We start from the raw sequence: 20,913 nt of genomic DNA on the forward strand, positions 1-20,913 counted from the left end.
CCTTGCCGTTCGTGGGCTCACGGGTGCTTCACGGCGCGGGGTGCAGCGCCGCGCTGAGCCGAGGGGTCAGGGCGCGCACCCGGGCATTGCGGGAGTGCCGCCCGAGCACCCTGGCCAGGCGGCGCAGATCGGCCGCGATGGTCGCCGAACCCACGGCCCCCGCGCTCGGAAGCGCCTCGGCCGTGATGTCGCAGGCGTGGTCGATTTCGCCCGCCGCCGCGTGGGCGAGCGCGCGCCGTACCCCGTACCGCGAGCGGGTGCGCAACGCGTGCGCGGGAATCCGGGCGGTCTCCCGGTCGAGCAGCTCGGCCGCCCGCTGCGGCCTGCCCAGGTCGTACAGGCACCACCCGGTGAACATCTCCACCACGTCCGGTACGTGTGACGCGCCCAGCACTGGCGCCTCGGAGTTGCGCGCGTCCAGGGCCAGCAGCTCCCGGGCGCGGTCCAGGCTGCGCAGGGTCGCGCCGTGGTCGCCGTGGGCGGCGAGGCACTGGGCCAGATGCTGAGCGGCGAGGCCGCGAACCCGGGGCGGCGCCCCACTGTCCAGCGCCCGTGCCGCCAGCTCCAGGGCCTGCGCCGTGTCGCCGCCGTACAGGCAGATCAGTGAACGCCGCACCAAGGCGTACGACGCCAGGGTGGTGTCGTCTCCGCCCCGCGCCAGCTGGACGGCGCGGTCCGTCCACCACAGCGCCGCGCAGTCGTCGCCCGCCTCCTGCGCCATCCATCCGGTGTACTCGGCGTACCGGGACGCCAGAACGAGCAGATCCCGCCGGGTACGGGTGCCCGCACGGGCCGCCAGCTGCTCCAGCGAGTGCGCCTGGGCGATCAGCGAGGGCAGGACACTGCCCGGGCCGGCCGCCTGGCCGATCCGGCGGAACTGGTCGAACAGCACCCGGGACGCCTCCACGAGCGTGGCGGCCCCGGTCTCGACCGCCAATTGCTCCTCGCCCACCCGGAGCGAGAGGACGGAGGCGGCCCCCGCGGCCATGACACTGCGGCGTTTGACGGGCTGGAAGGAGCTGGTGCCGTCCTTGTCCAGGTACATCAACCACACCTCTTCGTCGGGACCGGGCACGGGCAGCGGCCTGCCGGAGACCACCGGTTCAAGGAGCCGGGCCAGCTGGCCCCCGGCCTTCAGCTCGGTGTCGCACAGCCGTGCCAGCTCGGGGCTGGGGCGTTTGAGACCGCGTTCGACCTTGCTCAGCTGGGCCTTGCTGTAGTGCACGCGCCTGCCCAGCTGTTCGAGGGAGAACTGCGCCTCCAGGCGCCTGCGGCGAAGTTCCTGCCCGAAGTCCTGCGGGTGCTCCTGCACTGCGACCTCCGTCGCTCTCCGTCCGGGCGGCCGGAGGCAACGCGCATCAGCGTGCGGCAACCGGCACGTCGGAACAAGGCGAATCGGGACGTTTCCCGTTTCCTCTCCGGGAGCGAACAGCAAGCCGCCCGGGCTGTCGAGAGGGTCCCCGGCCGTGCCGTCCGGACCGTCGGGGCGGCGCCTGTGTCAGTGGGGTCTGGTAGGAATTTGGCTGTGAGCAGCGACAACGAGAAGGCGGGCGGGGGCGCCGGCGAGGGTGGGGCGGAGCAGCTCGCGCTCATTCGGGAGACCGTGCGGCAGGCCAAGGTGCCCAAGGCCAAGCCGCGCACCTGGCGGGGTGCGGCGCTGGCCGAGGCGCTGCCGGTGGCGCGGGTGGTGGTCGACAAGGGGGGCGTCCACCTCGACCGGCTCTTCGACTACGCCGTGCCCAAGGAGCTGGACGCCGACGCGCAGCCGGGGGTGCGGGTGCGGGTGCGGTTCGGCGCCGGGGCGCGCCAGGTGCGCGACGGGCGCCGCGAGGGCGGCGGCCTGATCGACGGCTTCCTCGTCGAGCGGATCGCCGCGTCCGACTACTCGGGCCCCCTCGCCGCCCTGGCCGGCGTCGTCTCGCCGGAGCGCGTGCTCGGCCCCGGCATGCTGGCCCTCACCCGTGCGGTCGCCGACCGGTACGCGGGCGGTCTCGCCGACGTGCTCCAACTGGCGATCCCGCCGAGGAACGCACGGGCGGAGTCCAAGCCCTCGCCCCCGCCGCCCCCGACACCGCCCGCCCCCGACCCGGCGACCTGGGGGCGGTACGGGAACGGACCGGCGTTCCTGGAGGCGCTGGCCGCGGGCGGGGCGCCGCGCGCCGTCTGGACCGCGCTGCCCGGACCGTCCTGGGCCGACGAGATCGCGCGGGCCGTCGCGGCCACCCTCTCCGGCGGGCGCGGCGCACTGGTCGTGGTGCCCGACGGGCGCACCGCGGGCCGGGTCGACGCCTCCCTGACCGCGCTCCTGGGCGAGGGGCGGCACGCCCTGCTGACCGCCGAGTCCGGCCCCGAGAAGCGCTACCGGCAGTGGCTCGCCGTGCGGCGCGGCTCGGTGCGGGCCGTGGTCGGCACCCGCGCCGCGATGTTCGCCCCGGTCGAGGACCTCGGCCTGGTGGTGATCTGGGAGGACGGCGACTCCAGCCACAGCGACGACCACGCGCCGTTCCCGCACGTGCGCGAGGTCCTCGAACTGCGCGCCGCCCACGACAAGTGCGCGTTCCTGCTGGGCAGCACGAGCTGTACGGTCGAGGCCGCCCAGCTGGTCGAGAGCGGCTGGGCGGCGCCGCTGGTCGCCGACCGCGCCACGGTCCGGGCCGCGGCCCCGCTGGTGCGCACGGTCGGGGACGGCGAGCTGGCCCGCGACGAGGCGGCCCGCGCCGCCCGGCTGCCCAGCCTCGCCTGGCAGGCCGTGCGCGAAGGGCTCAAGAGCGGCCCGGTGCTGGTCCAGGTGCCCCGGCGCGGGTACGTACCCCGCCTCTCCTGCGAGCGCTGCCGTACGCCCGCCCGCTGCCGCCACTGCTCCGGCCCCCTGGAGGCCCCGGACCAGCGGGAGCTGCGGTGCGGGTGGTGCGGACGGGGCGAGCCCGACTGGCACTGCACGGAGTGCGGCGCGGTCCGGCTGAGGGCGAACGTGGTGGGGGCGCGGCGGACGGCGGAGGAGCTCGGCCGAGCGTTCCCGGCGGTGCCGGTGCGCACGTCGGGGCGCGACCACGTGCTGGACGCGGTGCCCGGCCGGCCCGCCCTCGTCGTCTCCACCCCGGGTGCCGAGCCGGTCGCCGAGGGCGGTTACGCGGCGGCGCTGCTCCTCGATGGCTGGGCGATGCTCGGGCGACCCGACCTGCGGGCGGGGGAGGAGGCGCTGCGGCGCTGGATCACGGCGGCCTCGCTGGTGCGCGGCCAGGACGAGGGCGGCACAGTGGTGATCGTCGCCGAACCGACGCTGCGGCCCGTCCAGGCCCTGGTCCGCTGGGACCCGGTCGGCCACGCCCTGCGCGAACTGGCCGAGCGGGCCGAGCTGGGCTTTCCGCCGGTGTCCCGGATGGCGGAGGTCCTCGGTCGTCCGGAGGCGGTGGAGGCGTTCCTCGCGGGCGCCCAACTGCCCCCCGATTCGCAGGTGTTGGGGCCGGTCCCGGTGCCGGTCACCGAGCCGGGCCGGGCCCGGCGCCCCGGCGCGCCCCCCGTCGGCGAGGTGTGGGAGCGGGCCCTGGTGCGGGTCCCGCCGGGCAGTGGCTCGGCGCTGGCCGCCGCCCTGAAGACCGCGCAGGCGGGCCGCCTCGCCCGGGGCGGCGGCGACCCCGTACGGATCAGGGTGGACCCGCCGGACATCGGCTGACCGGGGCACCGCGCGCCGGGCGAGCCGCCCTCGGCCCGTACGGTTCGAGCCGTCGTCGGCCCGTACGCGCGGAGGGCTGCGCCGTGCGGCGCACTTGTCCGCCCCCGGCAGCCCCTGCGCCCGTACGCGCGGAGGGCTGCGCCGCCCCCCCAGCCCACCCCGTGCCGCCCGCCCCGCCCGGAGGGCCGCCCCGCAGACGGGTGCCCCCGGCGCGCACGAGGGCGTCGAGGGCACGGAAGGGCGGGCGGGGCCGGGGTGTGCGGGGCGGCCCGGCGGGCGGGCGTGGGGTCAGCCGTTGCGCGGGCCCGGGAAGGCCGTGGTGCGGGCCTCCTCGCGCAGGGACTGGCTGGACGCCGTCGGCTGCGGCGGCATCGAGCGGGCCGCGGGCACCGCCGGGATCCCGGCGGGGACCGGCAGTGTGCGCGTCACGGCCGGCTCGGCCGGGCGCTCGGCCTCGGCGGTCTGGGCCGCGGCGCGGCGCGCCCCGTAACGCCGGTGCACCGCCTGCTTGGTGACGCCGAGCGCGGACCCCACCGCGTCCCACGAGAAGCCCAGGGAGCGGTCGAAGTCCACGGCGGCGGTCACCAGGGTCTCGACGCTGTCCCGCAGCTCCTGGGCGAGCCGGACGGTCGGGGCGGGGGCCCTGCCGTAGACGACGAAGCCCGTGGACGGGCCGGAGCGGCGCGGGCGGTAGACGTTGCCGAGCTGTGCGGTGAGGGTGCGCAGCGCGTCCACCTGCCGGCGGACCCGCTCGATGTCCCGCACCAGCAGGTGCAGACTGGCCCGTGCCTGGGCGTCGTGGGTTGCGTGGTCGGCCATGAACAAGCCTCTCGGACCGGCGTTGTTGAAAAGGGGATCGGGCCGCACGCGCGGCCCCTACGGTCAATCTCTCTTGACCAACGCGCTACCTGCTCTTGTGGTCACGCTGCGGGGGCGTATGGGCATATGCACAGGGCGCGCGGGGCCGCGTACGCCCCTGCCCCCGCCGTGCCAGGCCAACCACGCGGACGGCACACCCGGACCGCACACCCGGACCGCACACCCGGACCGCACACCCGGACCGCGGGGCGCACCCGGGCGGCACGGCCCGGCGTACGGCCGGGACGCCCAACCGACGGGCCGGGGCACCGAATAGACTGGGCGTCGCTCTCTACAAAGCGAGGTATCCCCCAGTGAAGCTCGTCTTCGCAGGCACCCCCGAGGTCGCCGTTCCCGCCCTGGACGCCCTGATCGCCTCCGGCCGGCACGAGGTCGCCGCCGTGGTGACCCGGCCCGACGCGCCCGCCGGGCGCGGCCGTCGGCTGGTGGCCAGCCCCGTCGCCCAGCGCGCCGAGGAGGCCGGCATCGAGGTGCTGAAGCCGGTGAAGCCGCGCGACGAGGACTTCCTGGCCCGGCTGCGCGAGATCGCCCCCGACTGCTGCCCGGTCGTCGCCTACGGGGCGCTGCTGCCGCAGGTGGCACTCGACATCCCGACGCACGGCTGGGTCAATCTGCACTTCTCGCTGCTCCCCGCCTGGCGCGGCGCGGCCCCCGTCCAGCACGCGCTGATGGCGGGCGACGAGATCACCGGCGCCTCGACCTTCCAGATCGAGCGGGGCCTGGACTCCGGTCCGCTGTACGGGACGGTGACCGAGGTCGTCCGCTCCACCGACACCAGCGGCGACCTGCTGACCCGGCTCGCCTTCGCCGGTTCCGGTCTGCTCGCGGCGACCATGGACGGGATCGAGGACGGCACCCTCAAGGCCGTGCCGCAGCCCGCCGACGGGATCACCCTCGCCCCGAAGATCACCGTCGAGGACGCGCAGATCGACTGGTCCGCCCCGGCGCTGCGGGTCGACCGCGTGGTGCGCGGCTGCACCCCGGCGCCCGGCGCCTGGACGGTCTTCCGCGGCGAGCGGCTCAAGCTCGTCCAGGCGGCGCCGGTCCCGGACCGCACCGACCTGGCGCCGGGCGAGCTGTCGGCGGGCAAGAACAACGTGTACGTGGGCACCGGCTCGCACGCCGTGGAGCTGCTCTGGGTGCAGCCGCAGGGCAAGAAGCCGATGAAGGGCGCCGACTGGGCGCGCGGGGTGCGCATCGCCCCGGGTGAACACGTGGCCTGAACGGTCGTAGGCTGGTCGGGTTCGCACCATCTGACCAGCGGAGCACCTTCCACGTGAACGACCAGCCACGTACCCGTCCCCAGAACGGCGGCCGTCCCCAGGGCGGCGCGGGCAAGGGCGGCGGCAAGCCCTACCGCCGCCCCAAGAAGGACCCGGTCCGCATCCTGGCCTTCGAGGCGCTGCGCGCCGTCGACGACCGGGACGCGTACGCCAACCTCGTCCTGCCCCCGCTGCTGCGCAAGGCCCGCGAGGGCGGCGGCTTCGACGCGCGCGACGCGGCGCTCGCCACCGAGCTCGTCTACGGCACGCTGCGCCGCCAGGGCACCTACGACGCGGTCATCGCGGCGTGCATCGACCGCCCGCTGCGCGAGGTGGACCCGCCGGTGCTCGACGTGCTGTCGCTCGGCGCCCACCAACTGCTCGGCACCCGCATCCCCAGCCACGCGGCGGTCTCCGCCAGCGTGGAGCTGGCCCGGGTGGTGCTCGGCGACGGGCGGGCCAAGTTCGTCAACGCCGTGCTGCGCAAGATCGCGGCGGACGACCTGGACGGCTGGCTGGAGAAGGTCGCGCCCTCGTACGAGGAGGACGCCGAGGAGCATCTCGCCGTGGTGCATTCGCATCCGCGATGGGTCATCTCGGCGCTCTGGGACGCGCTGGGCGGGGGCCGCGCCGGTATCGAGGACCTGCTGGAGGCCGACAACGAGCGGCCCGAGGTGACCCTGGTGGCCCGCCCCGGACGGTCCACCACCGATGAGCTGATGGCCGCGCTCGGCGAGGACGGCGGGCTGCCCGGCCGCTGGTCGCCGTACGCGGTGCGGATGGCCGAGGGCGGCGAGCCGGGCGCGCTGGAGGCCGTCCAGGACGGCCGGGCCGGAGTCCAGGACGAGGGCAGCCAGCTGGTCGCCGTCGCACTCGCGAACGCCCCGATCGAGGGCCGGGACGAGCGCTGGCTGGACGGCTGCGCCGGTCCCGGCGGCAAGGCGGCGCTGCTCGCCGCGCTGGCCGCCGGGCGCGGGGCGGCGCTGCTCGCCTCCGAGAAGCAGCCCCACCGCGCCCGCCTGGTCGAACGCGCCCTCGCCGGCAACCCCGGCCCGTACCAGGTGATCGCCGCCGACGGCACCCGGCCGCCGTGGGGGCCCGGCTCCTTCGACCGGGTCCTGATGGACGTGCCGTGCTCGGGCCTCGGCGCGCTGCGCCGCCGCCCCGAGGCCCGCTGGCGCCGCCGCCCCGAGGACCTGGAGGGCTTCGCGCCGCTCCAGCGGGCGCTGCTGCGCGAGGCTTTGGCGGCGGTCCGCGTGGGCGGTGTGGTGGGGTACGCGACCTGCTCGCCGCACCTCGCCGAGACCCGGATCGTGGTGGACGACGTGCTCAAGGGCCGCGGCGGCGCCCCCGTCGAGGCCGAGTGGATCGACGCGCGCCCGCTGATGCCGGGCGTGGCGGGCCTGGGCGAGGGCCCCGACGTACAGCTGTGGCCGCATCTGCACGGCACGGACGCCATGTACCTGGCGCTGCTGCGGCGCACGGCCTGAGACGGCGGGCCCGGGGCGCCGCGCCCCGGGCCCGTCCGTTCACCGCGGAGCCGCCCGGTTCATCCGGGGGCCTCTTCGGCCGCCGGTGCCGGTTCCTCCTCCGGGCGGCGCCCCGGCCGGTGCGGCCACCACACCCGGTGGCCCACGTCCAGGAACAGGGACGTGACCAGGACCGAGCGGACCACGAAGGTGTCCAGCAGCACGCCGAGCGCCACCGCGAAGCCGATCTCGGCGAACGCCGTCATCGGCAGGGTGCCCAGGACCGCGAAGGTGCCCGCGAGCACCAGGCCCGCCGAGGTGATCACGGCGCCGGTGGCGGCCAGAGCGGTGACCACACCGCGCCGGGTGCCCCGCCGGGCGGCCTCCTCGCGGATGCGGGTGGACAGGAAGATGTTGTAGTCGATGCCCAGCGCGACCAGGAAGACGAAGACGAACAGCGGGAAGTCGGTGGACTCGCCCGCGTAGTCGAAGAGGTGCCGGAAGGCGAGGGCGCTGATGCCGAGCGCCGCCGCGAACGACAGCACCACCGTCGCGATCAGCAGCAGCGGTGCGACCAGCGCCCGCAGCAGGATCCCGAGGACGCACAGCACCACCAGCAGGACGAGCGGGATGACCAGCTTGTTGTCGTGCGTGGTGGCGCGCTCCATGTCGAGGACCGCCGCCGTGCCGCCGCCCACCTTGGCGTCCGCGTCCGGCACCGCGTGGACCGCCTCCCGTACCCGCTCGACGGTCCGGTGCGCGGCGGCGCTGTCCGGCCGGGCCGTCATGGTGGCTTCCAGGAGCACCTTGCCGTCGTGCTCGGCGGCGGTGCCCGGCGGTACGCCGACGGAAGCGGGCACGACGCCGGGGGTGCCCGCGACGGCCCGGCCCACCTCGGCGGCCCGGCCCGCCGAGGCCACCACGACCAGCGGATCGCCGGTGCCCGCCGGGAAGTACCGGGCCTGCACCTCCTGGCCCACGATCGAGTCCGGGCGCCCGGTGAAGGAGTCCGCGTTGCTCAGCCCGTCCGCCTTGAGTTGGAGCAGGCCGAGCGAGCAGGCGGCGAGCACCACGGCCGTCGTCACCCAGACCGTACGGGGCCGGGCCGCGATCCTGGCGCCCACCCGCGCCCACACCCCGTGCGCCGTCGGGTCGGGGGAGCCGTACACGGGCCTGGCGGGCCAGAAGATCCAGCGGCCGAAGACCACCAGCAGGGCCGGGAAGAGCGTGAGCATGGCGAGCAGCGCCACCCCCACCCCGATCGCGGCGACCGGGCCCAGGCCCTTGGTGGAGTTCATCTCGGCCACCAGCAGCACCAGCATGCCGAGGATCACGGTGGCGCCGCTGGCGAGCACGGCGGGTCCGGCCCGGTGCAGGGCGCGGGCCATCGCCTCGTGCCGGTCCTCATGGCGGCGCAGCTCCTCGCGGTAGCGCGAGACCAGCAGGAGCGCGTAGTCGGTGCCCGCGCCGAAGACCAGGACGGTGAGGATGCCCGCGCTCTGGCCGTTGACGGTCAGGCCCGCGTGCCGGGCCAGCAGATAGATCACCGCCTGCGCGGCGGAGAGCGCCCACACCACGGAGACCACCGGCACCAGCAGCAGCGTCGGACTGCGATAGGTGATCAGCAGCATCACGACCACCACGGCCAGGGCCGACAGGAGCAGGGTGGAGTCGATGCCGGAGAACGCCTTGGCGAAGTCCGCCGAGGTGCCGCCGGGCCCGGTGATGTGCACCTGGAGGCCGTCGGCGCCGGTGCCGGACCGGTCGCGGAGCCGGTCGACGGCGTCGGCGATGTGGTTCCAGCCGTTCTTGTCCATCTTGACCGGTACGAGGATCTGCGCGGCCGAGGCGCCGGGGTCGAACCGCGGGCCCTGGACGCGGGCGCCCTGGATGCCGTCCGCGGTCAGCGCCCGCATCGCCGCCGCGTCCGCGCCGATCTTCTGCCGGTCGGCCGCGGTGAGGCCGCCCTCGCGCGCGTAGACGACGATCGCGGGGACCTCCTCGGGTCTGAACGCCTTGGCCGATTCGACGACTTGGGTGGACTCGGCGCTGCCGGGCAGCCAGGAGCTCGCGTCGTTGTCCTGGGCGTCGGTGAGCTTCTGGGCGAGCGGGAAGGCGACCACCACGACGATCAGCCAGAGCGCCAGGACGACCCATTTGGTGCGGCGACCGCAGACCAGCCAAGCCGCCCCGCGCCGGCCCGGAACCGGCGCGGGGCCGCCCGGGTGCCCCGCGGTGCCGGGCTGGCGCGTGCGTGCGTCGGACATGACGTCCCCCAGGGCCCCGCCGGTGCGGGGTGCCGCTCCCGAAAATGGCCTGAAACATCAGGATTGCACGGAGCGTCCCGGTCCGGCGAGCCGTAGGAGAGACGTAGGTCTCGCCTCCCGGGGGCTTCGAGTCCGTACCGTGGCAGGCAAGTGGTGCGAGGCATGGCAGGCTTGGGGCATGGCTCAGATCAACCCCAGCATCCTCTCCGCCGACTTCGCGCGGCTCGCCGACGAGGCCAAGGCCGTCGAGGGCGCCGACTGGCTGCACGTGGACGTCATGGACAACCACTTCGTGCCCAATCTGACGCTCGGCGTGCCGATCGTGGAGTCCCTGCGCCGGGCGACCGGGACGCCGCTGGACTGCCATCTCATGATCGAGGACCCGGACCGCTGGGCCCCGCAGTACGTCGAGGCGGGCGCGGGATCGGTCACCTTCCACGCGGAGGCCGCCGCCGCGCCCGTGCGGCTCGCGCGGGAGATCCGGGCCAAGGGGGCGCGGGCGTCGATGGCGCTGAAGCCCGCCACCCCGATCGAGCCCTTCGAGGACCTGCTGCCCGAGCTGGACATGCTGCTGATCATGACGGTGGAGCCCGGATTCGGCGGCCAGGCGTTCCTGGACGTGATGCTCCCCAAGATCCGCCGCACCCGGGAGCTGATCTCCAAGCACGGCCTCGAACTGTGGCTCCAGGTCGACGGCGGAGTCTCGGCGACGACCATCGAGCGCTGCGCGGAGGCGGGCGCGGACGTGTTCGTGGCCGGTTCCGCCGTGTACGGGGCGAACGACCCGGCCGACGCGGTGCGTACCCTGCGCTCCATGGCGGAACGGACGACGGCCACCGCCCCATGGGCATGCGGCCACTGAGCCACGGCTCGGTGAACGCGGCCCTCCGGGGCTGATCAAGGACCGCTGGATCTGACAGGATGAACAGCGAGTCCAGAGTGTGAACAGCAGTGAGGAGATCGCGGTGTCTGCAATGTCGGCGGGTCGGTCAGCCCTGCGGATGGGACCCGCGGAGCTGGTGCAGGCGGCGGCGATGGCCCGCCGCTTCTATCTGGAGGGCAAGTCCAAGATCCAGATCGCCGAGGAGTTCGGCGTGAGCCGCTTCAAGGTGGCCCGGGTCCTGGAGACCGCCCTGGAGCGCGACCTGGTGCGGATCGAGATCCGCGTACCGGCGGAGCTGGACGCGGAGCGCTCCGACGCGCTGCGCGCCCGGTACGGCCTGCGGCACGCGGTCGTGGTCGAGTCCCCGGAGGCGGGCGAGGACGAGTCGTCGCCCGACCCGGAGAACCTCGGCGAGGTCGCCGCCGACCTGCTCGGCGAGCTGGTCAGCGAGGGCGACGTGCTGGGTCTGGCCTGGGGCCGGTCCACCATCCACATGGCCGCCGCCCTGGACCGGCTGCCGCCCTGCACGGTGGTCCAGCTGACCGGTGTGTACGACGCGGGCACCGCCGAGCGCGGCTCGGTCGAGGCGGTCCGGCGGGCCGCCCAGGTCTCCGGCGGCGACGCCCACCCCATCTACGCGCCGATGCTGCTGCCGGACGCCGCCACCGCCGCGGCCCTGCGCAACCAGACCGGTATCGCCCGCGCCTTCGAGTACTTCGACAAGGTGACCGTCGCGGCCGTCTCCATCGGCTCGTGGGAGCCGGGCATCTCCACCGTGCACGACATGCTCACCGACGAGGAGCGGGCGCACTACGCCTCGCTCGGGGTCGCCGCCGAGATGTCCGCGCACCTCTTCGACGCCGACGGCCGCCGGGTCGGGCGCGACCTGGGCGAGCGCTGCATCACCGTCGAGGCCGACCGGCTGCGCCGCATCCCCGAGGTGGTGGCCATCGCGGGCGGCCAGCGCAAGGCGTCCGCGATCGACGCGGTGCTCCGCTCGGGCCTGGTGACCAGCCTCGTCACGGACACCTCGGCCGCCGACTTCCTGCTCAACGAGACGGGCCCGCAGCCCAGGCCCGCGCTGGACCGCGCGGACCCGGACGGCGAGTAGCGGCCCCGGCCGGTACGGCCGGCCGGGTCACTCGAGGCCGTAGACGCGCCGGGCGTTGCCCCCCGCGAGCAGGGCGGCGACCCGGTCGGCGTCCGCGGGTGACCAGGCGCCGGAGGCGGTCCACTGCCCGAGCAGCTCGTCGAGCCCCTCGGTGAACAGCCGCGCGCCCACCACGTACAGCTCGGGCAGGCCGTAGGCGTCGGTGGAGAACAGGAGCTTGCCGAACGGGGTGAGCTCCAGCATCTCCGCCAGCACCGCGGCGGCCCGCGCGCCGGTGTGGCTCAGGGTGAGGCCCATGTCCGCGTACACGTGCGGATACACATGGGCGAGATAGGCCGCGTTGCGGTGGTACGGGTAGCCGTGCAGCAGGATCAGCGGGGAGCCGGGGCGGCGGGTGGCCCGGATGAAGTCGGTCAGCAGCAGCGGATCGCAGCGGTGCAGCCGTAGGTCCGGGTCGCCGAAACCGGTGTGGATCTGGAGCGGCAGCCGGGTGGCCACCGCCGACCACAGCAGATGGCGCAGCAGCACCGGATCCTTCACACGGTCGTCCACCGGACGTTTTTTCAGCCATTTCGCGGCGGCCTCGCGGACGTCGGCGAGCTCCGGCGGCTCCGGCGGAAGGTCCAGGCCGTAGCGGTAGGCGGCGACCGACTTGAAGCCCACGGCCGTGGCCGCCGCCGCCCGCACGCCCGCCGCCAGCTCCGCCAGGAAGGTGTCCGCGTCCCGCGTCCGGTCGGCGGTCAGCTCGGCCAGCCGCTCCAGGCGCACGACCTCGTGGACCGGGGCGCCGCTCAGCCCGGCCAGCTCGGCCGGTCCCGTGAGCTCGCCCGGTATCCCGGTGTCCATCAGGTACGCGCCGATACCGCTGCCCCGCAGCAGCAGCCGGGTCGCCTCGCGGGCGCCGAGCTCGCGGCGGCGCGCCAGATAGCGCTCCGGCGGGCAGTGCGGATCGAGCCCGAGCAGCGGCGGGCACCAGCGGCGCACCGCGAACCCGAGCTGGGTGTCGAGGAAGCTGGTCCCGGCCGCGGCGGGCCCGGGTGCCTCGGTCAGGAACGACTCGAAGGCGGCGAGGTCCGGGTCGCCGCGCAGCACGCCGTGGCAGTGGTGGTCCACGAGCGGGACCGTGCCGTACGCCATCTCAGTACCGCCCCCGGGTCGCTTCCGCGACCTCCTGCGGGGACTTGCCGTCGAAGAGGGCGGCCTCCGCGTGGCGGACCGCCGCGAACGCCTCGAAGAGCGGATCGCCCATCGCCTCGCGCAGCACGGCGGAGGCGGTGAAGTGTTCGAGGGCCGCGGGCAGCGAGGCGGGCAGCCGCGGCCGGCCGCCGACCACGGCGGGGTCGCCCGAGACCGGCCCGGGCAGCGACGCCTTCGCGTCCAGGCCCGCCAGGCCCGCCGCGAGCACCGCGCCCACCGCGAGGTACGGATTGGCCGCGGCGTCGAAGCACTTGACCTCGGCGTTGGCGGCGGCCGGGTCGCCGGGGACACCGGGGATGAAGCGGAGGGCGGCCTCCCGGTTCTCCGGCCCCCAGCACTGGAACGCGCCGGCCCAGCGGGAGGGTTCCAGGCGGAGGTAGCTGGCGGGGGAGGGGGCGCCCACCGCGCAGAGCGCGGGCAGGGCCGCAAGGACGCCCGCCAGGAACGACTCGGCGGTGGCCGTCATGGCGAACGGGCCGTCACCGCCGTCGCACAGGTTGCGCCCGTCCTGCCAGAGGCTGAGGTGCAGATGGCCGCCGTTGCCGACGCCGCCGGGGGCGACCACCGGGCCGAAGTAGGGGGTGAGCCCGTGCTGGACGGAGACCGCGCGGACCGTCTCGCGCACCAGTACCGCCAGATCCGCGGCGCCCACCGGATCGCTGGGCGCCACCGACACCTCGAACTGGCCCTCGCTGTACTCGGGGTGGATCTGGAGCACATCCACGCCCTGCTCCAGCAGTGCGCCGAGCACATCGCCGACGTAGTCGGAGCGCTCCACCAGCCGGGCCATCCCGTACGCCGGACCGCCCAGCGACGGCGCCAGCATCCACTCCGTCTCGAAGCCCATCCGCAGGGACAGGCCCCGCTCGGCGGCCCGCTCGGTCATCCGGCGCGCGAACAGCCGCTGGCAGACGGGGTGTTCGGCGCCGTCCTTGGCGTACCGGTCGGCGGGCGCCCAGGCCCAGCCGGGCTGGGCGGCCAGGACGGTGAGCCGGTCCAGGTCCGGGAAGATCCGCAGATCGCCGTCGGGGCCGCCGCTGAACCGGCTCGCGGTGGCCGAGTCGTCCACCAGGAACGCGTCGAAGGACGGGGACATCCCGACCCCCCGCACCGCCACCGCGGGCAGCCGGGCCGCGGGCACCGCCTTCACCCGGGTGATCCCCGCGTTGTCCACGGAGGTCAGCGCCACCGCGCGGACCCCCTCGGCGACCAGCCTGGCCGCCTCCTGCCGGGCCCGCCGCGCCCGCTCCTCCACCTGCTCCGACCGCACTCGCTAGTCCCTCCCACCGCCCAGTGCGCGCACTGTGGCGACCGTGTCCGCCTCCGAGGCGCGTTTGTCCTCGCGGTAGCGCACTACCCGCGCGAACCTCAGTGTCACCCCCTCCGGGTACCGGGACGATCTCTGCACCCCGTCGAAGGCGATCTCGACGACGAGTTCCGGCCGTACCCGCACGCCCCACGGCTCCTCGGCCACCGCGAGCGCCCGCAGCCGCTCGGTCTGCCAGGCCAGCAGCGCGTCGGTGAGACCCTTGAAGGTCTTGCCCAGCATGGCGAAGGTGCCGTCCGGGCGGCGCGCGCCCAGGTGCAGGTTGGAGAGCCTGCCGGTGCGCCTGCCGTGGCCCCACTCGGCCGCCAGCACCACCAGGTCGAGGGTGTGCACCGGCTTCACCTTGAGCCAGGAGGCGCCCCGGCGGCCCGCCCCGTACGCCGAGTCCAGCGCCTTGACCACCACGCCCTCGTGCCCCCGCTCCAGGGTCAGGGCCGCGAACTCCCTGGCCGCCGCCCGCTGTTGGGGGTCGTCCGGATCCTCGACCACCGCCCGGCGCACCCGGTGGGGCCCGGCCGCGACCCGGGCGAGCTCCGCGCCGCGCTCCCGTACGCTCAGGTCCAGCAGATCGCGCCCGTCCACCGACAGCAGATCGAAAAAGACCGGAAACAGTGGCAACCGGTCCCGGGCGCCCGCCACGTCCAGCCGGGAGCCGACCCGGCCCGCGATGTCCTGGAACCGCCGGGGCCGCCCCGCCGGGTCCAGCGCGATCACCTCCCCGTCCAGCACCGCGCGCCGGGCCGTCAGCTCCCGGGCCGCCGCCACCACCTCGGGCAGCCGTGCGGTGATCTCGTCCAGCGTGCGGGTGAACACCCGCACCTCGTCGCCGTCCCGGTGCACCTGCACCCGGATGCCGTCCAGCTTCTCCTCCACCGCGCACGGGCCGAGCCGGTCGAGCGCCTCGTCCACGTCCTTCGCGGTCTGCGCCAGCATCGGCAGCACCGGGCGGCCCACGTCCAGCCGGAAGGCGGCCAGCGCGGCGGGCCCGTCGGTGAGCAGCGCGCGGGCCACCGCGCCGAGCGAGCCGCCGAGCATCACCGCGCGCCGGACGTCCGCCGCGTCCGCCCCCGTGGCCTCGGCCAGCCCCTCCACGGCCGCCGCGTCCAGCGCGCCCTGCCGGACCTCGCCGGTGATCAGGCCGGTCAGGAAGCGCTGCTCCTCGGCGGTCGCGGCGCCCAGCAGCTCCCCGGCCAGCCGCGTCCGGGCGGCGCCCGCGCCCTTGCCGGAGAGCGCCGCGACGGCTTCCAGTGCCGCGTCGACCTCCGCGACCGTGAGCGCGGGGCTCCCGGCGGGCGGCGGCGGGCTCTTCAGGGCCGCCCAGCCGAGCCCGGTGCGGCGCTGCGGGAGGCGTCCGGCGAGATAGGTCACGACCAGCGGCGCCTCGTCGGGGGAGGTGCGCCGGAAGAGCGCGGCCAGCAGTGCCGACTTCTCCGTACGGGAGGACGTCGCGGCGATCTCCCGGGAGGCGCGGGCCAGGTCGGCGAGGAGCATGGCCCCATCGTCACCCTGCTGGTTCGCGTCCGCAGGCCGGGAATGGCAGCATCGCCCCATGTTCACCAGGTCCGCCCGAATCACCGTCTCCGTGCTGCTCGCGTGCCTGGCGCTGCTGCTCACGGGGTGCGGGGGCAGCAAGAAACAGGATGTACGTCCCTCCGGAGCCACCGCGTCCGGCGCCGCCGCCACCCCCGGCTGGGCCAAGGGCATGGCCACGGTCCGCGCGGGCGCGCTGCCGCCCGAGGCCCAGCAGACGCTGAAGCTGATCGACCAGGGCGGCCCGTTCCCGTACGCCAAGGACGGCACGGTCTTCGGGAACTTCGAGAAGGCGCTGCCCAAGCAGCAGCGCGGCTACTACCACGAGTACACCGTCAACACCCCGAAGTCGCGCGACCGGGGCGCCCGGCGCCTGGTCACCGGGGGGAGCGGCGAGATCTACTACACCGGGGACCACTACAAGACCTTCAAGGCGGTGCTGCGATGACGGCCGATCCGTTCGACGCCGTACGGGCCGCCGGCTGGCACGTCGACGTCCTCGACCTCGCCGGGGTCACCGACCGGGCGGGCTTCATGGACCGCTGCGCGCGGGCCCTGCGGCTGCCCGAGTGGTTCGGGCGCAACTGGGACGCGCTGGCCGACTGCCTGGGCGACCCCGACTGGGGCCCGGCCGACCCGGGCCGGCTCCTGGTGGTGCGGCGCTGGCAGGGGTACGCGGCGGCCCGGCCCGAGGAGTGGCGGACCGCGAACGAGGTGCTGGACGAGGCGGCGGGCAGCGGCCCGGACGGCACGCTCTCCGTGGTCCTCGCGCTCGGCGACTTCGTATGATCGCACCAGAGCGCCGCCCGACCCCTGGATGATCGGTCCGGGCGGCGCAATCATACGAACATGGGACAATGAAGTACGTGCGTTTAGCCCCGGCTGAAATGCCTGGGGTCACTCCGATCGACTGGGATGTTCTGCACGTGCGTTTCCTCAACGACATCAAGCCGCCGTACGACCTGACGTACGACGATGTGTTCATGGTGCCGAGCCGCTCCGCGGTGGGCTCCCGCCAGGGCGTCGACCTGGCCTCGCCCGACGGCACGGGCACCACGATCCCGCTGGTCGTGGCCAACATGACGGCGATCGCCGGACGGCGGATGGCCGAGACGGTGGCCCGCCGCGGCGGCATCGTCGTCATCCCGCAGGACATTCCGATCGAGGTCGTCACCGACGTCATCACCTGGGTCAAGACGCGTCACCACGTGCTCGACACCCCGATCGTCCTCGCCCCCACGCAGACCGTGGCCGACGCGCTGGCCCTGCTGCCCAAGCGCGCCCACAACGCCGGTGTCGTCGTGGACGACGAGCAGCGCCCGGTCGGTGTCGTCACCGACCAGGACCTGACCGGCGTCGACCGCTTCACGCAGCTCTCCGAGGTCATGTCCAAGGACCTGCTGCTGCTCGACGCGGACATCGACCCGCGCGAGGCGTTCAACAAGCTCGACAACGCCAACCGCCGCTACGCCCCGGCCGTGGACAAGGACGGCCGCCTGGCCGGCATCCTCACCCGCAAGGGCGCCCTGCGCGCGACCCTCTACACCCCGGCCACCGACGCGCGCGGCAAGCTGCGCATCGCCGCCGCCGTCGGCATCAACGGCGACGTGGCGGGCAAGGCCAAGCAGCTCCTGGACGCCGGTGCGGACACCATCGTGGTGGACACCGCGCACGGCCACCAGGAGTCGATGATCGCCGCGATCAAGGCCGTGCGCGGCCTGGACCCGCAGGTCCCGATCGTCGCGGGCAACATCGTCGCCGCCGAGGGCGTGCGCGACCTCATCGAGGCCGGTGCCGACATCATCAAGGTCGGTGTGGGCCCCGGCGCCATGTGCACCACCCGGATGATGACGGGCGTGGGCCGCCCGCAGTTCTCCGCCGTCCTGGAGTGCGCCGCCGAGGCGAAGAAGTTCGGCAAGCACGTGTGGGCCGACGGCGGTGTCCGCCACCCGCGCGACGTCGCCATGGCGCTCGCCGCCGGTGCCTCCAACGTCATGATCGGCTCCTGGTTCGCCGGTACGTACGAGTCCCCGGGCGACCTCCAGCAGTCCGCCGACGGGCGGCTGTACAAGGAGTCCTTCGGCATGGCCTCCGCCCGCGCGGTCAAGAACCGCACGAGCGACGAGTCGGCCTACGACCGCGCCCGCAAGGCGCTGTTCGAGGAGGGCATCTCCACCTCGCGCATGTTCCTCGACCCGGCCCGGCCGGGCGTCGAGGACCTGATCGACTCGATCATCGCGGGCGTCCGCTCCTCCTGCACCTACGCGGGCGCGAGCTCGCTGGCGGAGTTCGAGGAGAAGGCCGTCGTGGGCATCCAGTCCGCCGCCGGTTACGCGGAGGGCAAGCCGCTGCACGCCAGCTGGAGCTAGCCGGCGAGGGGGTGGTTCCCCTTCGGCGGGTTCCGCGGGCCGGCGGGTGCCGGTCGCGCGGTTGTCCGCACCCCTGAACGACGGGCCCCCGCGCACAGCGCGGGGGCCCGTCGTCACAGCTGGGCCCGCAGTGCCCGCGCCACCGCCCCGGCGATCTTCCGGTGGCCGTCGTCGTTCGGATGCAGACCGTCCGCCAGGTCGGCCGCCGTCAGGAGGTCGCGTCCAGGAAGCACGTGGAGGCGGCTGTCGCCGTCCGCGGCGCGGTCCCGGGCCGCCGACTCCATGGCGGCGCGCAGGGCGCCCAGCGTGGCGCCCAGGGCGTTCGGGGTGTGCTCGGCGGCCGGGTGGCGCAGCGGGGAGAGCAGGAGCAGCGGGGTGCGCGGATGGCCCCGGCGCACCAGGGCCAGGAACGCGCGCGTCGTCTCGTACAGCAGCTCGGGCGAACTCGGCACGCCCGACCAGCAGTTGGTGCCGAAGGCCAGGGTCAGCACGTCGGCGGGCAGCGACGCCAGCTGCTGGGCGGTGGCGAGTTCGCCGCGCGCGGCCCCCGCGTAGCCGAGGTTGACGGTCTCCAGGCCGAGCGCCCGCCCGGCCACCGCGGGCCAGGCGTGGGCGGGGCGGGTCGACCACCAGCCCTCGGTGATCGAGTCGCCGTGGACCAGCCAGCGCGGCCCGCGCGGGGCGGGTGCGAGCGTGCCGCCCCGCGCGCGCAGCCCGAGGACCACCGGTGCGCACTCCTGCGGCGGATGGACCGTGAACGGGCCGCCGCCCGGCGGGAGTTCGAGCACCGCGACCGCCTCGTCGGCCGGGGTCACCGCCGTCTCGCGGACGCGGCGGCCGTCCGCCCAGAGCGCGAAGGTGTGGGCCAGCGCGCGCAGGTCTCCGGTGGGCGCGGGCAGCTCGGCCCGGTAGCGGATCTCCACGGCCGACGCCCCGTCAGCGGTGAACTCCAGCCGCACCCCGATCGGCAGCGCGGCCCGCTGAGCCGTGTCCCAGGGCAGCCGCGCGAGATCGTCCGGGTCGGCGCGCAGGGGCCGCCCCTTCGCGTCGCGCCACGCCACTCCGCGCAGGAACGGCTCCGGGTCCAGCCACGTCATCGACGCCTCCGATCGGGAAGGGTCCGCGCACCTCGGGGCAGGGGTGTCGGGGAGCTCACTCCTACCCCGCGGCGGACGGCCCGATCACACCGTTGACGCACGGATCGAACGCTGATGCGCAACAAACACCCATCCGTCGGCCTTGTGCGCAATGATCGATCGGGGATGCGCAAGGTTGCTGCATTACGAGCGGGAAGCGGAAGCCTTTACTCTTCTCGCCATACGTGGAGTGGCGGCGACCGCCTGCTCGGCGGTACCGGCCACGGTGTGCTCCGTCATGCCCGGATTGCCCCTTCGTGCGGGAAGGGCCGGACCGTCGCGGTCGCCGACGTCCGAAGGCAGCGACAAGGAGCCCACTGAAGTGTTGGACCACGGCACAGCGCCCCCCACCGCAGCGGAACCGGCCACGGGGGCGCGGCGGCCCAGCAATCCGCTGTTGCGGCGCAAGCCGGTAGAACTCCTGGTCGCCGAGGGTGGCAAGGGCGAGGGCGGCACTCTGCGCCGCACCCTCGGCATGTGGCAGCTCACGATGATCAGCATCGGCGCGACGCTCGGCACCGGCATCTTCGTCGTTCTGGGGGAGGCCGTCCCCAAGGCCGGGCCCGCCGTCACGATCTCCTTCGTGCTCGCCGGACTCACGGCGCTCTTCTCCGCCCTGTCCTACGCCGAGCTCGCGGGCTCCATCCCCGTCGCGGGCTCCTCGTACTCGTACGCTTACGCAACGCTCGGCGAACTCGTCGCCTGGATCTGCGGCTGGTGCCTGATCCTGGAGTACGGCGTCTCGGTGGCGGCGGTGGCCGTCGGCTGGGGGCAGTACCTCAACGAGTTCCTGGACGGCACGATCGGCGTCACCATCCCCGACGCGCTCTCCGCGCCCCCCGGCGACGGCGGGATATTCAACCTGCCGGCCCTGATCGTCGTCGTCCTCGCGATGGGCCTGCTGCTCGGCGGCGCCCGTGAGTCGGCGCGCGCCAACACGATCATGGTCGGTGTGAAGATCGCCGCCCTGGTGCTCTTCTGCGTGATCGGCTTCATGGGCTTCAAGTCGGGCAACTACTCCGACTTCATGCCGCTCGGCCGGGCCGGCATCAGCGGCGCCGCCTCCACGCTGTTCTTCTCCTACATCGGCTTCGACGCGGCCTCCACGGCCGGTGAAGAGGCGAAGAACCCCAAGAAGGACCTGCCGCGCGCGATCATGCTCTCGCTGGTCATCGTCACCGCGCTGTACGTCCTGGTCGCCTTCGTCGCGGTCGGCGCCCGGCCCTGGAAGGAGTTCGAGGGTTCCGAGGCGGCGCTCGCCGGAATCATGAAGGACGTCACCGGCCACTCGTTCTGGGCCACGCTGCTCGCGGCCTGCGCCGTGATCGCCATCGCCAGCGTCGTCCTGACCGTGCTGTACGGGCAGACCCGCATCCTCTTCGCGATGTCCCGCGACGGTCTGGTCCCCAAGGTGTTCGCCAAGGTCAGCCCGCGCAGCGGCACCCCGGTCGCCAACACGCTCGTCGTCTCGCTGTTCTGCGGCGTGCTCGCCGCGGCCGTGCCCCTCGGCAACCTCGCGGACGCCACCAGCATCGGCACGCTCTTCGCCTTCGCGCTGGTCAACGTCGCCGTCGTGGTCCTGCGCAGGACGCGCCCCGACATGCCGCGCACCTTCCGGGTGCCGTTCGGGTGGATCATCCCGATCCTCGGCTTCCTCACCTGCGCCTACCTCATGTGGAACCTCTCCGGCATCACATGGGAGTACTTCGGATACTGGATGGCCGCCGGTCTCGTGATCTACTTCGGATACGGCATCCGCCGCTCCCGACTGGCCACGGCCTCGGACACCGTATCCGCAGAGAAGTGATCC

The 20,913-nt window shown here is 74.5% G+C and carries 16 protein-coding genes; 9 read left to right on the plus strand and 7 right to left on the minus strand.

The window, feature by feature from the left end; translation table 11 throughout:
• Nucleotides 1-28: 28 nt before the first annotated feature.
• On the minus strand, nt 29-1,312 hold the full coding sequence (locus AB5J87_RS29410; RefSeq protein ID WP_369380886.1) for a helix-turn-helix domain-containing protein: 1,284 nt from the start codon (nt 1,310-1,312) through the stop codon (nt 29-31).
• A gap of 213 nt (nt 1,313-1,525) precedes the next feature.
• On the opposite strand from AB5J87_RS29410, the gene AB5J87_RS29415 reads away from it, so the two are divergent.
• A complete protein-coding gene (locus AB5J87_RS29415; RefSeq protein ID WP_369380887.1) occupies nt 1,526-3,673 on the plus strand; it encodes a primosomal protein N' in 2,148 nt (715 codons plus the stop codon).
• Between the two features lie 288 nt (nt 3,674-3,961).
• On the opposite strand, the gene AB5J87_RS29420 is transcribed toward AB5J87_RS29415, so the two are convergent.
• Nucleotides 3,962-4,492: a hypothetical protein gene (locus tag AB5J87_RS29420; RefSeq protein ID WP_369380888.1), complete on the minus strand. Its 531-nt coding sequence runs from the start codon at nt 4,490-4,492 to the stop codon at nt 3,962-3,964.
• A gap of 353 nt (nt 4,493-4,845) precedes the next feature.
• On the opposite strand from AB5J87_RS29420, the gene fmt reads away from it, so the two are divergent.
• Both fmt and AB5J87_RS29430 read left to right on the plus strand, forming a co-directional pair.
• Nucleotides 4,846-5,775: a methionyl-tRNA formyltransferase gene (fmt, locus tag AB5J87_RS29425; protein ID WP_369380890.1), complete on the plus strand. Its 930-nt coding sequence runs from the start codon at nt 4,846-4,848 to the stop codon at nt 5,773-5,775.
• Nucleotides 5,776-5,828: 53 nt separating this feature from the next.
• Nucleotides 5,829-7,304, plus strand: coding sequence for an RsmB/NOP family class I SAM-dependent RNA methyltransferase (locus tag AB5J87_RS29430; protein WP_369380892.1), 1,476 nt, complete (start codon nt 5,829-5,831; stop codon nt 7,302-7,304).
• Nucleotides 7,305-7,363: 59 nt separating this feature from the next.
• Here the strand turns inward: AB5J87_RS29430 and AB5J87_RS29435 are convergent, their stop codons facing one another.
• Entirely contained in the window at nt 7,364-9,550 is a 2,187-nt protein-coding gene (locus tag AB5J87_RS29435; protein ID WP_369380895.1) for an MMPL family transporter, read from the minus strand.
• A 178-nt stretch (nt 9,551-9,728) separates the two neighbouring features.
• Between AB5J87_RS29435 and rpe the strand changes: the two genes are divergently transcribed.
• Together rpe and AB5J87_RS29445 are read left to right on the plus strand one after the other, a co-directional pair.
• Nucleotides 9,729-10,412, plus strand: a complete 684-nt coding sequence (gene rpe, locus AB5J87_RS29440) for a ribulose-phosphate 3-epimerase (protein WP_369380898.1) — start codon at nt 9,729-9,731, stop codon at nt 10,410-10,412.
• A 79-nt stretch (nt 10,413-10,491) separates the two neighbouring features.
• Nucleotides 10,492-11,544, plus strand: coding sequence for a sugar-binding transcriptional regulator (locus tag AB5J87_RS29445; protein WP_369380899.1), 1,053 nt, complete (start codon nt 10,492-10,494; stop codon nt 11,542-11,544).
• A gap of 27 nt (nt 11,545-11,571) precedes the next feature.
• On the opposite strand, the gene AB5J87_RS29450 is transcribed toward AB5J87_RS29445, so the two are convergent.
• From AB5J87_RS29450 to AB5J87_RS29460, 3 genes are read right to left on the minus strand one after another with little or no spacing between them, the layout of a single operon-like run.
• Entirely contained in the window at nt 11,572-12,681 is a 1,110-nt protein-coding gene (locus AB5J87_RS29450) for an amidohydrolase family protein (protein ID WP_369380900.1), read from the minus strand.
• A gap of 1 nt (nt 12,682) precedes the next feature.
• Nucleotides 12,683-14,011 (minus strand): glutamine synthetase, encoded by a 1,329-nt coding sequence (locus AB5J87_RS29455; protein WP_369380901.1) that lies wholly within the window; start codon nt 14,009-14,011, stop codon nt 12,683-12,685.
• A 3-nt stretch (nt 14,012-14,014) separates the two neighbouring features.
• Nucleotides 14,015-15,559, minus strand: a complete 1,545-nt coding sequence (locus AB5J87_RS29460) for an ATP-dependent DNA ligase (protein ID WP_369380902.1) — start codon at nt 15,557-15,559, stop codon at nt 14,015-14,017.
• A gap of 58 nt (nt 15,560-15,617) precedes the next feature.
• On the opposite strand from AB5J87_RS29460, the gene AB5J87_RS29465 reads away from it, so the two are divergent.
• The 3 genes from AB5J87_RS29465 (at nt 15,618) to AB5J87_RS29475 (ending at nt 17,967) form a co-directional block, all read left to right on the plus strand.
• Entirely contained in the window at nt 15,618-16,046 is a 429-nt protein-coding gene (locus AB5J87_RS29465) for a ribonuclease domain-containing protein (RefSeq protein WP_369380903.1), read from the plus strand.
• Complete coding sequence (locus AB5J87_RS29470) at nt 16,043-16,387, plus strand: barstar family protein (protein ID WP_369380905.1); 345 nt, start codon at nt 16,043-16,045, stop codon at nt 16,385-16,387. Before AB5J87_RS29465 ends, AB5J87_RS29470 begins: the two co-directional genes overlap by 4 nt.
• Nucleotides 16,388-16,485: 98 nt before the next feature.
• A complete protein-coding gene (locus tag AB5J87_RS29475; protein WP_369380907.1) occupies nt 16,486-17,967 on the plus strand; it encodes a GuaB1 family IMP dehydrogenase-related protein in 1,482 nt (493 codons plus the stop codon).
• A gap of 113 nt (nt 17,968-18,080) precedes the next feature.
• On the opposite strand, the gene AB5J87_RS29480 is transcribed toward AB5J87_RS29475, so the two are convergent.
• Complete coding sequence (locus tag AB5J87_RS29480) at nt 18,081-19,064, minus strand: GDSL-type esterase/lipase family protein (RefSeq protein ID WP_369380910.1); 984 nt, start codon at nt 19,062-19,064, stop codon at nt 18,081-18,083.
• A 433-nt stretch (nt 19,065-19,497) separates the two neighbouring features.
• Between AB5J87_RS29480 and AB5J87_RS29485 the strand changes: the two genes are divergently transcribed.
• Nucleotides 19,498-20,910, plus strand: coding sequence for an amino acid permease (locus AB5J87_RS29485; protein ID WP_369383703.1), 1,413 nt, complete (start codon nt 19,498-19,500; stop codon nt 20,908-20,910).
• The last annotated feature ends 3 nt before the right edge of the window (nt 20,911-20,913 follow it).

The organism is Streptomyces sp. cg36 (assembly GCF_041080675.1).
GTDB lineage: Bacteria > Actinomycetota > Actinomycetes > Streptomycetales > Streptomycetaceae > Streptomyces.